Source organism: [Zimmermannella] faecalis ATCC 13722, from assembly GCF_000381765.1.
Taxonomy (GTDB): Bacteria; Actinomycetota; Actinomycetes; order Actinomycetales; family Microbacteriaceae; genus Gulosibacter; species Gulosibacter faecalis.
Map to the genome: position 1 here is coordinate 417,631 of NZ_KB907074.1, position 13,877 is coordinate 431,507.

Genomic DNA, 13,877 nt, shown 5'->3' on the forward strand with positions numbered 1-13,877 from the left:
AAAGGATGCGCGTACTTGCGGGCGGAAATGCTCGCTAAGATATTCGGGTTGCGGGGCGGTAGCTCAGCTGGTTAGAGCAGTGGACTCATAATCCATCGGTCACGGGTTCAAGTCCCGTCCGCCCCACTTCCACCGACTGACGGCAATTCGCAACAATTTCGCTGAAATATGCGCAAGTTGGCGTGCGATAAGCGCTACGGGCGAACCTGGCCGTCGCCCTGCACGATCCACTTCGTGGTCGTAAGCTCCGACAGACCCATCGGCCCCCGCGCGTGCAGCTTCTGCGTCGAGATACCGAGCTCGGCGCCGAGCCCGAACTCGCCGCCGTCAGTAAATCGCGACGATGCGTTGACCATGACGACCGCGGCATCCACCTCGTCGGTGAACGTGTTCGCGGCCGCGAGCGACTCGGTGATGATCACCTCGGTGTGCCCGGTGGTGTAGCGCCGGATGTGCGCAATCGCCTCATCGATCGACGACACGACCTTCGCGGCGATATCGAGCGAGAGATACTCAGTCTCCCAGTCGGCGTCGGTTGCTTCGGTGGTGGCTGACTCGGCTGACAGGCGCATCGTCTGCTCGTCAGCGTGCACCGTAACGCCGCGCTGCGTGAGCGCCTCGGTCACGAGTGGCACGAACTCGTCGGCGACTGCCTCGTGCACGATGAGCGTCTCGACCGCGTTGCAGACGCCGACGCGCTGCGTCTTCGCGTTCAGTACGATCGGCAGGGCCTTCTCAAGATCAGCCGACTCGTCGACATAAATGTGCACGTTGCCCGTGCCGGTCTCGATTACGGGCACCTTCGACTCGAGCACGACGGTCTCAATCAGTGCGGCGCCACCTCGAGGAACCAGCAGGTCGACGAGACCACGGGCGCGCATGAGTGCAACTCCCCCGTCGCGACCGTAGTCGTCGATCGTCTGCACGAGGTCGCCCGAGTAGCCCTCGGCGACGAGCGCATCCTGCATGACGCGGACGATCGTACGGTTCGATTCGAGCGCCGCGGAGCCGCCGCGCAGAATCACCGCGTTGCCCGACTTCAGGGCGAGGCCGGCGGCGTCGACCGTGACGTTCGGGCGCGCCTCGTAGATCATGCCGACGACGCCCATTGGTACGCGCACCTGGCGCAGGCGAAGGCCGTTCTCGAGGGTCGAGCCCCGAACAATCTCGCCGACCGGGTCGGGCAGGTCGGCGACGTCGCGAAGGGCCTCCGCGATGCTCGCGACTCGTTCCTTTGTGAGCTCAAGGCGGTCGAGCAGCCCCTCGGCCATGCCGAGTTCGCGGCCCCTCGCCATATCGCGACCGTTCGCCTCGACGATTTCGCCGGCCGCCGATTCGAGCGCCGACGCGATCGAGAGCAGCATGTCGTTCTTCTTGCCGCTCGAGGCGCGGGCGAGCTGCGCTGAGGCCTCCTTGGCGCGCTCGGCGATCTCGCGCACCGCCTTCGTCGTGTCGGTGCTGACGGTGGTGGCTGCGGCGTCGGTCATGCCGTCAAGCATAGCGAGCCGTCAGTCGCGCACGGGGATGCCCGACTCCCCCACGCGCCCCGTGACCACGTCTGTGACGGTCGGGCTCACGAGCGTCAGCTCGTCGCGGTGCACGACCGAGCGCAGGAACTCGTCACCCAGGGTTTCGCGCATTTCGGCGGTTGAGCGGCCGAGCATCTGTGGCAGCTCGGCCGAATCAAAGTTCGAGATGCCGTGCGCGATCACCGCGCCCGACTCGGTCACGATCTCGACGGGGTCGCCCGCCGAGAACTCACCAGACACCGAGCGGATGCCCGCGGCAAGCAGGGATGCGCCACGGTCGCGGAGCGCACGCTCGGCACCGGCATCGACCACGAGCCGCCCGTACATCTGCGCCGCGTGCTCGAGCCAGACCTTGCGCCGGCGCGACCGACCACTCGTCGGTACGAACCAGGTGCCGACGTCCATCCCGGCGAGGGCCGCGCGCACGTTCGGCGCGCTCGTGAGCATGACGGGGATGCCCGTCGTCGTCGCCATCTCGGCCGACTGCAGCTTCGTCACCATGCCGCCCGTGCCGAAGGCCGAGCCTCGGCCAGTAACCTGCACGCCTGCGACGTCCTCCATGTGTTCCACGACCGAGATGCGCGACGCGCCAGGCTGCTTCGGCGGGGCGTCGTAGAGCCCGTTTACATCGGTGAGCAGCACGAGCGCGTCGGCTCGCACCAGCTGGGCGACGAGGGCCGCGAGGCGGTCGTTGTCGCCGAACTTCAGCTCGCTCGTGGCGAGCGCGTCGTTCTCGTTCACGATTGGTACGGCGCCGAGCTCGAGCATGCGCTCGAAGGCCTGCGCGACATGCGTGTACCGGTCGCGGCGGAGCGTATCCGCCGCCGTCATGAGAATCTGCCCGACCGTGATCTCGTACGCGCCGAACGCGTCGGTGTACTGCGCCATGAGCGCCGACTGGCCGACCGCCGCCGCGGCCTGCGAACCCGCGACGTCGCTCGGGCGCACGTCGTAGCCGAGCGGCATAAACCCCGCGGCGATCGCGCCGGAACTCACGAGCACGACCTGCTTGCCCGCGAGCGACTCCTCGGCAAGCACGTCGACGAGCTTGCGCAGCGCCGGCACGTTGAGTCGGCCATCCGCTCGGGTGAGCGACGAGGACCCGATCTTCACGACGACCCGCTGCGCGTTCGGAAGCTGAGCACGGTCGACGATCGGTGAGGTCATGTGACCATTCTGCCGTGCGGCACGCACCCGCACACAACAAGGCGCAACAATAGGACCATGATTGCCGCCATCTCCATCGCCCCGTCCGGACCCGCCAGCGACCCCACCGTCGAGGCCGACGAGCCAGGCTCGTACCACCGCGCCGTCGCCGCGGTCGTCCGCGTGATCCGAGCCAGCGGGCTGCCGAATGAAACGACCTCGATGTTCACTTCGATCGAAGGTGAATGGGATGAGGTCATGGCCGTGGTCAAGGCCGCCGTCGAGGAGGCGGGCCGCTACGGGTCGCGCGTTTCGCTCGTGTTGAAGGCCGACATCCGCCCGGGACACACGGGCGAGCTCGAGGGCAAGGTCGCGCGAGTCGAGCAGCACCTCGGCGACACGCAGTAGGGTCGCGGCGCTCGGTCGCTACTTCGCGGGCCGGTCGTCGAGCGAGTGATCCTGCTCGTTCGCTGAGTCTCGACCAACCGTCTTCACCGACTCGCCGCGGTAGAGGCGTTCGAAGAGCTCCATCGTGGTGTCGATATCGTGCGCCTGCACCATCTCGAGGCTCCGCTTGCCGAGGGCCTCGCGCTCCGCCCGCGTGAGGCCGAGCACGCGCTCGAGCTTGGCCCGAGCATCCTCGACACTCCCCGGCTCGAACAGGTACCCGTTCTCGCCGTCGTGCACGAGGTGTGGCAGGGCCATCGAGTTCGCCGCGACCACCGGCAGCCCTGACGCCATGGCTTCCATCGTCGCAATCGACTGCAACTCGGCGATTGACGCGATCGCGAACACGGTGGCGTCGGAATAGATGCGGCGAAGCTCCTGATCGGTGACGTAGCCATGGAACTTCGTTCGATCGGCGATGCCGAGCGACTTCGCGAGCCGCTGGAGGTTGTGGAGCTGATCGCCCGTGCCGACGACGTCGAAGCGCAGGTCGGGGGTGCCCCGCAGCTGTGCGAAGGCGCGCAGCAGCACGTCGATCTGCTTCTCGCCGGTGACCCGACCGACAAACAGGATGCGCGTCGGCGACTTCTCGTCGAACCGCGGCGAGTAGTTGCTCATGCGCAGCCCGCACGAGATCGCGAGCACGTCGTGCAGATTGCCATTGCGTTCGAGGAAGTCCGCCGCGCGCCGGGTCGGTGTCGTGAGTGCGGCGGTCTCAGCGAACGTCTTGTGCGCGTCGCTCCACCAGACGCTCGAGGCCCATCCCTGCAGGAACGCGGGGATCTTCGTGTGCTCGAGCATGTTCTCGAGCATGAGGTGGTTCGTGCCGATGATCCGGATGCCACGCTTGGCGCCCTCGCGCACGGCGGCGCGCCCGAGCACGACGGCCGACTGGTAGTGAATGACGTCGGGTTTCACCTCGTCGAGCACTCGCCGCATGTAGTGCCGGGCGCGCCACGGCTTCACATAGCGCAGCCAGTCGTGCGGCCACCAGCGGTCGCTCGGAAGCCGGTGCACCGTGATCCGCTGGCCGTCATACTCTTCAGTCCACGTGCCGTGCCGTCGCGAAGCCGCTGGGGTCACGACGTGCACCTCGAGACCTCGGGCTGCCATGCCGCTCGCAAGGTTTTGCGTGAACGTCGCCGCACCGTTGACGTTGGGCGGGAAAGTGTCGGCGGCAATCAGCAAGCGAAGGGGCGAAGTCATGGAGTCCTTAGTCGTACAAACACACGCGAACCGCGGCAAAACCGCCGACGCGCAGGCTGAGCCTCGAGTCTAATTGCCCTTGCCGAGCGCGTGGTCGCGCACCGCCGCAACCTCAGCATCCGATTGGCTCACCTGGAGGAGGAAGACCCCGACGATCGCGATGACGCCCAGCAGCACGAACACGACGTGCACGAGTGCGCTCGCCCCCGCCGTCTCGTGCAACACGGTGATGCCGATCGTCACGGCAACCAGCGGATCGATAACCGTGAGGCCCGCGATAACGAGGTCGGCCGAACTCGTCGCGTACGCCGTTTGCACGAAGTACCCGCCGACAAGGAGTGCCACCACGACGCCGAGGACGCACGCGAGGAAGTACCAGCCGTACTCCCCCTGCTGCCAGCGCGCGATCACCACCTTCGCGAGCGTCACGAGAAACCCGTACATGACGCCGCCCGCCACAACGTAAAAGAGCCCGCGCCACTTCGAGCGCCGCAGGAACGCGAACGCGACCGCGAGCAGCACGACGAGTGCCGCGAGCACGACTAGCACGACGATGAGCTGCGGTTCGGTGATCTCGCGGTCGACCGCGACCGAAGAGGCGACGCCGACAAACGCTCCGACGCCGACGACGCAGAGGATGATCGCAGTCGCCTTGCGGCGTCCGATGCCAAGTCCGCTCTGTCGCGCGGTGATGACGGCCGTGAGCACGAGCGAGATCACGCCGATTGGCTGCACGAGTACGAGCGGCGAAAACAACAGTGCGCTGAGCTGGAGCACCACGGCGGTGCCGAGCAGGATCGTGCCGATGAGCCACGAGCGGGTCTTCAGCAGGCGCAGGAAGCTGCGTGCACCGAGTCCCTCACCCCCACCGCCACCGCCTGCGGCGTCGACCTGCGAGACTCCACGGTGCTGCAGCATCGCGCTCACCGACATGAGCACGGCCCCGAGAATCGCAAGCGGAATACCGACGTACTGCACGCCTGGAGTCTACGCGCCGCGGCGAAATCACAGCGCTACACTCCAGCCATGTCAATTCTTCCGATTCGCATCTACGGCGAACCCGTACTCCACTCCCCAGCCGCGCCCGTCGACGAAGTCTCGCCCGAGGTGCGCTCCCTCGTCGACGACATGTTCGAGACGATGGCGGCAGCTCCCGGGGTGGGGCTCGCAGCGCCGCAGGTTGGGGTCGGGCTGCGGATGTTCGTGTACGGCTGGCAGGACGACGAGGGCACTGAACATCGCGGCGTGGCGATCAACCCCGAGTTGTGGCTCGCTCCCCCGGTTCCCGAGAGCTTCGAGGAACTGACCGAGGACGAAGAGGAGGGATGTCTTTCCTTCCCCGGTGAGCGGTTCGAACTGCGCCGCTCCCCCGCCGTGCTCCTGCGCGCGCAGGACCTCGAGGGCAAGCCATACGAGCTCCGCGCCGAGGGTTGGCTCGCGCGGATCCTGCAGCACGAGTATGACCACCTTGACGGCGTCATTTACGCCGACCGGCTGCAGCTGCCGGCACGCAAGCAGGCGTTCAAGATCATGCGCAAGCGGGGCTGGAACGTGCCCGGGAAGCAGTGGGTGCCGGGCGAAGACAACCTCGAGGGCTGACACACGCACTGACCGGTACGGGGCAAAGAAAAGCGCCCTCCACCGCGAGGTGGAGGGCGGAAGCTCCCCGAGTTGGACTCGAACCAACAACCTGCCGGTTAACAGCCGGCTGCTCTGCCAATTGAGCTATCGGGGATGACAACTCGAATACCTTAGCACTCGATTGCCGGTCATGCGAAATCGGGCCGCTAGTACCCCTGACGAGGGTCAACGATGCCCACGAACTCGCCCGTCTCGAGGAAGCCACGCACGTTGTCGCGCACGCGCGTCAGGAGCAGCGGCAGCGTCATATCTGGGGTATCAGCCGAGTGCGGCGTGATGAGGCAACGCTCATGCAGCCAGAGCGGATGCCCGTCAGGCAGCGGCTCGGGATCGGTCACGTCGAGCGCGGCGCCGTAGATTTCTTCGGCATCGAGGGCGGCAACGAGGGCGTCGGTGTCGACGAGCGGGCCACGCCCCACGTTGACAAGCACCGCGCTCGGCTTCATGGCCGCAAGCCTCGCCGCATTCATCACGTGTCGGGTCTCGTCGGTTGCCGGGGCGGCAAGCATCACGACGTCGGCCTCCGGCAGCACCGCGTCGAGCTCGTCGTTGGTCACCGTACGGTCGGCCTCGGCGAGTGCCCGACCGCTGCGACGCACCACCGTCGACGTCACCTCGAACGGGCGCAGGAGCGACAGATATTCAATCGCGATCCCGCCGGCGCCGAGAATCACGACGTTTGCGCCGTAGAGCGAGAGCCCCATCGTCGGACCCCACGTCGTTGCCCGAGCACGCACCTGCAGGTTTCGCTGGGCCGCGAGCGTGAGCGCAAGCGCGTGCTCGGCGACGGGCTGTGCGTACGCACCCCGCGCGGAGGTGACGACGAGTCCGCGCTCGGCGAAGGGCGTGAGTCGCTTCGCGAAGTTGTCGATGCCGGCGAACGGAAGCTGCACCCAACTGATCTCCGGATGCGCCTCGAGGGCTTCGATGAGCGGGTCGACATTGCTGTACGAGACGTAAATGACGCCGCGGGTGTCGTCGGAGAGTTCCGCGACCACTCCTCCCGCCTCACGCACGGCATCAGCGTGCCCCTTGCCTCGGCCTGCCGGGAGCACTGCGATCGGGCCGGGTTCGGGACGCGCACCCGCGTCAAACACCGTTGCGGGTGTACCGTTGACTTCGCGGTGGTGGAACTTCGTCACTTCCTGGTCTCCTCGTTGCTCTGGGTTGGATTTTCGCCTGCGGGCGTATGAAAGCGGGCAAATTCGGGTCGCTCCTCGAGCAGGCGCTCGCGTTCTGCCGCGGCCACCTGCTCGGGATCCTCTTCGAGGAATAGCCCGCCGGCCACGCGTTCCGCCGCGGCGACGAGCTCGCGATCGACAAGGCCCGGAAGTGGCGCCCGGGCGAACTCGCGAGCATCGCGCATCCGCCGCAGGTAGCTGTCGAACGGGTCGCGGAGCACGCGGTCGATTTCCCCGCGCGCGATGACCGTGCCGCGGTTGGTCACGAGCACGCGGCTCGTGAGCCGTTCGATCGTGGCGAGGTCGTTGCTGATGACGACCATCGAAAGTGTGCGGCCCCGATTGAGGCGCTCGAGCAGCTCAAACAGTGCTGGCCTGGCGATGACGTCAACGCCCTGCGCCGGTTCGTCGACGATGAGCAGCCGCGGCTCGACGATGAGCGCGCGGGCGAACGCGACGCGCTGGCGCTGGCCGCGAGACAGCTCGTACGGGAACCGGTTGAGCACCCCGAGCTCGAGGTCGACCGCGTCGATGAGGAGGGCCGCGGCTCGCCCGAGTGCCCGACGGTCAAACTGTCGGTCACGGCTCAGCACTGGCTCGGCGATGTTCTCGGCAACCGTGAGGTCGTTGCGCATTGTCTGGCCGGAGTTCGGGGCAAGATAGCCAACCGTGAGCGGCAGCCGTCGCAGATCCGCGCGGGTCGGTCGGCGCAGATCGGCCCCGTCGACGTGGAGCTCGCCGCCGGAAATCCACGGCCACGGCTGCGGTGCGCCCCGAAGCAGGCCACGGCCCGAGAGCACCCGACCGAGCGACGTCTTGCCGCTGCCCGCCGAACCGACGACACCGAGGATCTCGCCCTCACCGAGCTCAATGTTCACGCCCGACAGCACGCGCGCCCCCGCATCGCCGATCTTCGGTCCGTACGAGATCGACAGATCGCGGGCTCTGATCACGCTGCTCATGCGACCGAGCCTAGCGGCCCGACCGACACGCTTCGCTCGGGATCACCGGCTACTGCTGCAGCGACTCGCGCAACTCCCGCTTGCGCCGTTCGACGTCGACGAGCTGTTGACTGAGCTCGCGATGCTGGAGCGGATCCGTTTCGATGTCCGTCCGCTTCAGCTCACCGAGCAGTTCGGCCTTGCGTCGGAGCAGGTCGCGCTCGACGAGTGCCGCGGCGACCGACCGCACGTACGCCGCGACCTGCTCGGGGCCGGGGCCAGCGGGCAGCGGCGCCATCGAGAGGTCGGTGACGAGCGGCACGAACGACGCCGGCACCTCTTCATTCACCTCGGGCAACCACTGCGGAGTGCCGAGCGTGCCCCGCGTCGTGACGATCGCGTTGCGCACCGTCTCGAGCGATGCATCCGAAAAACTCGCCGCGAGCACCCCGTCGAGCTGCGCCTCGGAGAGCATGTTCGGATACTGCAGCACCGCGGTGAGGGCATCCCGCTCGAGCCGCGTGATGGGGTCGTCGGGAAGATCCCGCATTCGCACGACCGGCATCGCGTACGTCGCCTCGGGCACCGACGCCTCGCCGCGCGGGTCGCTCGCCGCCTGCTCGTGTCGCCGCACCTCGCGCCGCACCTGCTCCATATCCATCCCAAGCCAGCCCGCGAGCTGGCGGACGTACTCAGGCCGGAGGGCACGGTCGCGAATCCCGGCAATGATTGGCGCGGCCTCGCGTAGCGCCGCGACCCGACCCTCGGCCGTGCGAAGGTTGTGGCGCTTGAGCTGCTCGCGCACGACGAACTCGTACATCGGAACGGCGTTCTCGACGAGCGACACGATCGCCGCATCGCCGTGCTTGAGCCGGAGATCGCAGGGGTCGAGCCCCTCATAGGCGGTGTCGACCGCGACGAACGTCTGCGCGACAAACCGGTTCTCTTCGGCGAAGGCCCGCATGGCGGCCTTCCGGCCGGCCTCGTCGGGGTCGAAGTTGAAGATGACTCGGCCGCGGTTCGACTCGTCGTCCATGATGCGACGAAGGATCTTGATGTGATCGACGCCGAACGCCGTGCCACAGGTCGCAACGGCGGTCGTCACGCCCGCAAGATGCGCCGCCATGACATCCGTATACCCCTCGACGACGACGACCTTGTGGCCGCGAGAAATATCCCGCTTCGCGAGGTCCAGCCCATAGAGCACCCGTGACTTGTGGTAAATCTCGGTCTCGGGGGTGTTGAGGTACTTCGGGCCCTTATCGTCGTCAAACAGCTTGCGGGCGCCGAACCCGACCGTCTGCCCCGACGTATCGCGAATCGGCCAAATGAGCCGGCCGCGAAATCGGTCATACGACGATCCTCGGTCGTTGGTCGAAACGAGTCCCGCGTCTTGCAGCTCCTGCAGGGAATAGCCGCGGCCCCGCAGGTGCTTTGTCAGGGCATCCCACGACTTTGGGGCATAGCCGACGCCGAAATGGCTCGCCGCCTGTGGGTCGAACCCGCGGCCCCCGAGAAAGTCGCGTGCGGCCTGCGCGTCGGCGGTCGCGAGCTGCTGCTGAAAGAACTGCTCGGCCGCCTCATTCACCTGCAGTAGGCGCACCCGGTTGCTGTGGTCGGGTGCATCGCCGCCGTCCTCGTAGGTCAGCTGAAAGCCGAGCCGTTGCGCGACGCGTTCGACCGACTCCACGAACGTGATGTGGTCGATCTTTTGCAGGAACGAGAACACGTCGCCCGACTCGCCACACCCGAAGCAGTGGTAGTACCCGAGCTGCGGACGTACGTGGAACGAGGGCGTGCGTTCGTCGTGGAATGGGCATAGGCCCTTTCGCGAGCCAACTCCGGCCGACTTCAGGGTGACGTAGTCGCCGACAATGTCGTCGATGTTGACGCGTGCACGCAGCTCGTCAATATCACTTCGTCTGATGCGCGCCATGACGACGAGTCTAGGCGTTCGCGGGCGCGCGCCTCGTGACGTTCGCATGCAGCGCAAGCGCCGACTGATCGGTGAGCGAGGCAACCTGATCAACGATGACGCGCCGACGAGCCGCATCGTCGCCGGCTTCTGCAAACAGATCAGAAAACTCCCGTTCGAGGTGCTCGGCGCCCGACCGCCAGAGCCCCTCGAGCAGTTCCGTGAGCAGCTCCCGCTGCTGCGCGTAGATCGGCTGCCGCGTCGGCAGGCTCATGACGAAGCCGGCGACCGCGCCCTTGAGCAGCGCGATCTCGGCCTCGATTTCGCGCGGCACGATAACCTCGGCGCGGAACCGGATGAGCGGCGCCGATGCGCCGTACGCCTCGAGCGTGGCCGACGTCGCGGCCTTCGCAAAGCGCCCGATGAGCTGCGAAGTGAGGTTCTTCAGCGCGCCGCGGTCGCGGGCCGTCGCCGAGTAGTGATGCACCCAATACGGCGACGCGAGCAGGCGCTCGAGCGCGGCGTCGAGCTCGGCGACGTCGAACTTGCGGCCGCTCCACTCCGCGGCGTTGAACAGGATCGCCTCGCGGTTCTCGGGCGACTCGAGCTCCTCGAGTGGGAGGTACCCCTCGACCACGGCGTCTTCAAGATCGTGCACCGAGTACGCGATGTCGTCGCTGAGGTCCATCACCTGCGCCTCGATGCACTTGCGGCCATCCGGCGCGCCCGCGCGCAGCCACTCGAACACCAGGAGGTCGTCTTCATACACGCCGAACTTGCGCGTACCGAGCTCGAGCCCGGTCTCGCGGTCCCACGGATACTTACATGCCGCGTCGAGGGATGCGCGGGTGAGATTGAGCCCAAATGGTTCGCCCTCGTCGCCGAAGACCTTGGGCTCGAGTCGCGATACGAGGCGAAGGGTCTGCGCGTTTCCCTCGAACCCGCCGATATCGGTCGACCATTCGTTGAGGGCACGCTCACCGTTGTGGCCAAATGGCGGATGCCCGATATCGTGCGCGAGACACGCCGTGTCGACGATGTCGGGGTCGAGCGCGAGTGAACCCGCGATCTCTCGACCCACCTGCGCGACCTCGAGCGAGTGCGTCAGCCGGTTCCGGGCGAAGTCGGCACCCGTCGTCGGCGACAGCACCTGCGTCTTCAGGGCGAGCCGCCGGAGCCCCGAAGAGTGCAGGAGCCGGGCCCGGTCACGAGCGAACGACGATCGGCGACGGTTCTCGTGGAACTCCGGTCGGAATCGATCCGCATCGGCCTGCGAGTAGTCGCTTGCTGGGCCGTCGAGCGGCGCTGCTGCCACGCCTATCCTCCCGAGATATCCAGTTCGGCGTCGGCGATCGTCGCCGACTCATCGGCGAGGAGCGTCCTCGAGTCGAGCCAACCCTCGGGCAGCACGGCTCGCTTCGGGCTCCCCGAGCGACCGCGCGGCCCCTCGGCGCCGACGCCAGGCCACGGTGCGTCGTCGAGGTCGGCCACCAACGCGCGGAGCTCGTCGAGCGAGTCGATCAGCGCGAAGCGCTTGCGAATCTCGCCGCCCACGGGATACCCCTTGAAGTACCAGGCGACGTGCTTGCGGAAGTCGCGGCAGCCGTGCCCCTCGTCGTCGAAGAAGTCGACGAGCAACTCGGCGTGACGCACCATGGCGGCGCCAACCTCGCGGAGGCCAGGGCGGATGCGCGCGGGGCTCCCCGAGAATGCCGCCTCGAGATCGCCGAACAACCACGGCCGACCGAGCACGCCTCGCCCGACCACGACACCGTCGCAGCCGGTCTCCGCGACCATGCGCGGGCCGTCCTCGCCCTCGAACACGTCGCCGTTGCCGAGGATCGGAATCGAGGTGATCGTGTTCTTCAGCGTCTCGATGGCCGACCAGTCCGCCGTGCCCGAATACTGCTGTTCGAGCGTCCGTGCATGGAGCGTGATCGCTGCGACCCCCGCCTGTTCGGCGATCCGCGCAGCCTCGAGGTAGGTGAGGTGGTCGTCGTTGATGCCCTTGCGGATCTTGATCGTGAGCGGCACGCGACCCGCTCGGCGCACCGCGGTCGTGACGATCGCCTCGAACAGGTCGCGCTTCCACGGCAACGCCGAACCGCCACCTCGACGCGTCACCTTCGGCACGGGGCAGCCGAAGTTGAGGTCGAGGTGGTCGGCACGATCTTCGTCGACGAGCATCGCGACTGCGTCACCCACCGTCGTCGGGTCGACGCCGTAGAGCTGAATCGACCGCAGGTCTTCAGACTCGTGGTGGTGAATCAGCCGCATCGTCGCCTCATTCCGCTCAACGAGCGCGCGAGTGGTGACCATTTCGGTGACGTACAGCCCCGAGCCGAACTCGCGGCACAGCCGCCGGAATGCCTCGTTCGTCACGCCCGCCATGGGGGCGAGCACGACGGGAGAGGCGACCTCGAGGTCGCCGATCCGCAGTGCGGGTGACTGAGTTGCGAGCGCGGTTGGCATAACCGCCTTATTCTACGCCCCGCGCAGTCGCTCCGCCACGTACTCGTGCAGGCGGTCGATCCCGATGCGTTCCTGCTGCATCGTGTCGCGCTCGCGCACCGTCACCGCATCATCGTCGAGCGAATCGAAGTCGACGGTGATGCACAGCGGCGTACCGATCTCGTCCTGTCGCCGGTAGCGACGGCCGATCTGCCCCGCGTCGTCGTAGTCGATGTTCCAACGACCGCCCGCGCGCAGCAGGTCGGCGACCCTGCCCGCCAGGGGCGCAAGCTCCGGCTTCTTCGACAGCGGCAGCACGGCGGCCTTGACCGGCGCGAGGCGCGGGTCGAGCCGCAGCACCGTTCGGGTGTCGACACCGCCCTTCGCGTTCGGCGCCTCGTCTTCTTCGCAGGCGTCGACGAGGAATGCCATGAGCGAGCGGGTCAGGCCGAACGACGGCTCAATCACGTACGGGGTGAAGTGCTCCCCCGCCGCCTGGTCGAAGAACTGCAGCGCAGTGCCCGATGCCTCCGAGTGCGAGGCAAGGTCGAAGTCGGTGCGGTTCGCGACGCCCATGAGCTCGCCCCACTCGCCACTCGTGAACCCGAACTTGTACTCGAAGTCGATCGTGCGGTCGGAGTAGTGTGCGCGCTCGTCATCGGGCACGTCGAACTGGCGCATGTTCGCCGGGTCGATACCGAGGTCGACGAACCAGTTCCAGCACGCCTCGACCCATTCGTCGAAGCTCGCGCCCGCATCGGCGGGTGCTACGAAGTACTCGATCTCCATCTGCTCGAACTCGCGGGTGCGGAAGATGAAGTTGCCGGGCGTGATCTCGTTCCGGAACGACTTACCCACCTGACCGATACCGAACGGGGGCTTCTTGCGGGCCGTCGTCACCACGTTGTTGAAGTTGACGAAGATGCCCTGCGCGGTTTCAGGCCGCAGGTAGTGCAGTCCCTCTTCGTTGTCGACAGCGCCGAGGTAGGTCTTCATGAGGCCAGAGAAGTTCTGCGGCTCGGTCCACTGGCCCTTCGTGCCGCAGTCGGGGCAGACGATCTCACCCATGCCCTCGGCCTCGCGGCCCTTCTTATCGGCGAACGCCTCGAGCAGGTGGTCTTGTCGGTGGCGCTTGTGACAGTTCGTGCACTCTACGAGCGGATCGGTGAAGGTGGCGACGTGACCCGACGCCTCCCACACCCGCTTCGGCAGGATCACCGACGAGTCGAGGCCGACCATGTCGGCCCGGCCACGCACGAACGACTGCCACCACTGCTGCTTGATGTTCTCTTTCAGCTCGACGCCGAGTGGGCCATAGTCCCAGGCGGAACGGGAACCTCCGTAGATTTCACCGGCCTGGTACACGAAGCCGCGTCGCTTGGCGAGCGCGATGACCTGGTCGAGCTTGGAGGCTGCCATG

The 13,877-nt window shown here is 67.0% G+C and carries 12 protein-coding genes and 2 tRNA genes; 3 read left to right on the forward strand and 11 right to left on the reverse strand.

Features of this window, described 5'->3' with window-relative positions; genetic code table 11:
* Window positions 1-52 precede the first annotated feature (52 nt).
* A tRNA-Ile gene (locus G328_RS0101940) sits at window positions 53-126 on the forward strand.
* Window positions 127-194: 68 nt separating this feature from the next.
* Here the strand turns inward: G328_RS0101940 and G328_RS0101945 are convergent.
* Both G328_RS0101945 and proB read right to left on the reverse strand, forming a co-directional pair.
* A complete protein-coding gene (locus tag G328_RS0101945) occupies window positions 195-1,487 on the reverse strand; it encodes a glutamate-5-semialdehyde dehydrogenase (RefSeq protein WP_026339588.1) in 1,293 nt (430 codons plus the stop codon).
* A 21-nt stretch (window positions 1,488-1,508) separates the two neighbouring features.
* Window positions 1,509-2,696, reverse strand: coding sequence for a glutamate 5-kinase (proB, locus tag G328_RS0101950; protein ID WP_019617663.1), 1,188 nt, complete (start codon window positions 2,694-2,696; stop codon window positions 1,509-1,511).
* A gap of 57 nt (window positions 2,697-2,753) precedes the next feature.
* Between proB and G328_RS0101955 the strand changes: the two genes are divergently transcribed.
* Window positions 2,754-3,083 carry a thiamine-binding protein gene (locus G328_RS0101955; RefSeq protein ID WP_019617664.1) on the forward strand — a complete coding sequence of 110 codons (330 nt, stop codon included), beginning with the start codon at window positions 2,754-2,756 and terminating at the stop codon, window positions 3,081-3,083.
* Between the two features lie 18 nt (window positions 3,084-3,101).
* Here G328_RS0101955 and G328_RS0101960 read toward each other — a convergent pair whose 3' ends face one another.
* Together G328_RS0101960 and G328_RS13750 are read right to left on the reverse strand one after the other, a co-directional pair.
* On the reverse strand, window positions 3,102-4,328 hold the full coding sequence (locus G328_RS0101960) for a glycosyltransferase (RefSeq protein ID WP_019617665.1): 1,227 nt from the start codon (window positions 4,326-4,328) through the stop codon (window positions 3,102-3,104).
* Between the two features lie 69 nt (window positions 4,329-4,397).
* The gene (locus tag G328_RS13750) at window positions 4,398-5,306 is read right to left on the reverse strand and encodes a DMT family transporter (RefSeq protein ID WP_019617666.1); all 909 of its coding nucleotides are present in this window, start codon (window positions 5,304-5,306) and stop codon (window positions 4,398-4,400) included.
* Window positions 5,307-5,354: 48 nt separating this feature from the next.
* Here G328_RS13750 and def point away from each other — a divergent pair, with 48 nt between their 5' ends.
* Window positions 5,355-5,927 (forward strand): peptide deformylase, encoded by a 573-nt coding sequence (gene def, locus G328_RS0101970; protein ID WP_019617667.1) that lies wholly within the window; start codon window positions 5,355-5,357, stop codon window positions 5,925-5,927.
* Between the two features lie 63 nt (window positions 5,928-5,990).
* Here def and G328_RS0101975 read toward each other — a convergent pair.
* The 7 genes from G328_RS0101975 to G328_RS0102005 all read right to left on the reverse strand — a co-directional run bounded on the left by G328_RS0101975 (window position 5,991) and on the right by G328_RS0102005 (window position 13,876).
* Window positions 5,991-6,063, reverse strand: a tRNA-Asn gene (locus G328_RS0101975).
* 52 nt (window positions 6,064-6,115) lie between these two features.
* Window positions 6,116-7,111, reverse strand: coding sequence for a D-isomer specific 2-hydroxyacid dehydrogenase family protein (locus G328_RS0101980; protein ID WP_019617668.1), 996 nt, complete (start codon window positions 7,109-7,111; stop codon window positions 6,116-6,118).
* A complete protein-coding gene (locus tag G328_RS13755) occupies window positions 7,108-8,112 on the reverse strand; it encodes an ATP-binding cassette domain-containing protein (RefSeq protein WP_019617669.1) in 1,005 nt (334 codons plus the stop codon). Before G328_RS13755 ends, G328_RS0101980 begins: the two co-directional genes overlap by 4 nt.
* A gap of 49 nt (window positions 8,113-8,161) precedes the next feature.
* Entirely contained in the window at window positions 8,162-10,027 is a 1,866-nt protein-coding gene (gene dnaG, locus G328_RS0101990; protein ID WP_019617670.1) for a DNA primase, read from the reverse strand.
* 10 nt (window positions 10,028-10,037) lie between these two features.
* Window positions 10,038-11,321 (reverse strand): deoxyguanosinetriphosphate triphosphohydrolase, encoded by a 1,284-nt coding sequence (locus G328_RS0101995; RefSeq protein WP_019617671.1) that lies wholly within the window; start codon window positions 11,319-11,321, stop codon window positions 10,038-10,040.
* A gap of 2 nt (window positions 11,322-11,323) precedes the next feature.
* A complete protein-coding gene (gene dusB / locus G328_RS0102000) occupies window positions 11,324-12,478 on the reverse strand; it encodes a tRNA dihydrouridine synthase DusB (RefSeq protein ID WP_019617672.1) in 1,155 nt (384 codons plus the stop codon).
* Between the two features lie 12 nt (window positions 12,479-12,490).
* Window positions 12,491-13,876: a glycine--tRNA ligase gene (locus G328_RS0102005; RefSeq protein WP_019617673.1), complete on the reverse strand. Its 1,386-nt coding sequence runs from the start codon at window positions 13,874-13,876 to the stop codon at window positions 12,491-12,493.
* Between the last annotated feature and the right edge of the window lies 1 nt (window position 13,877).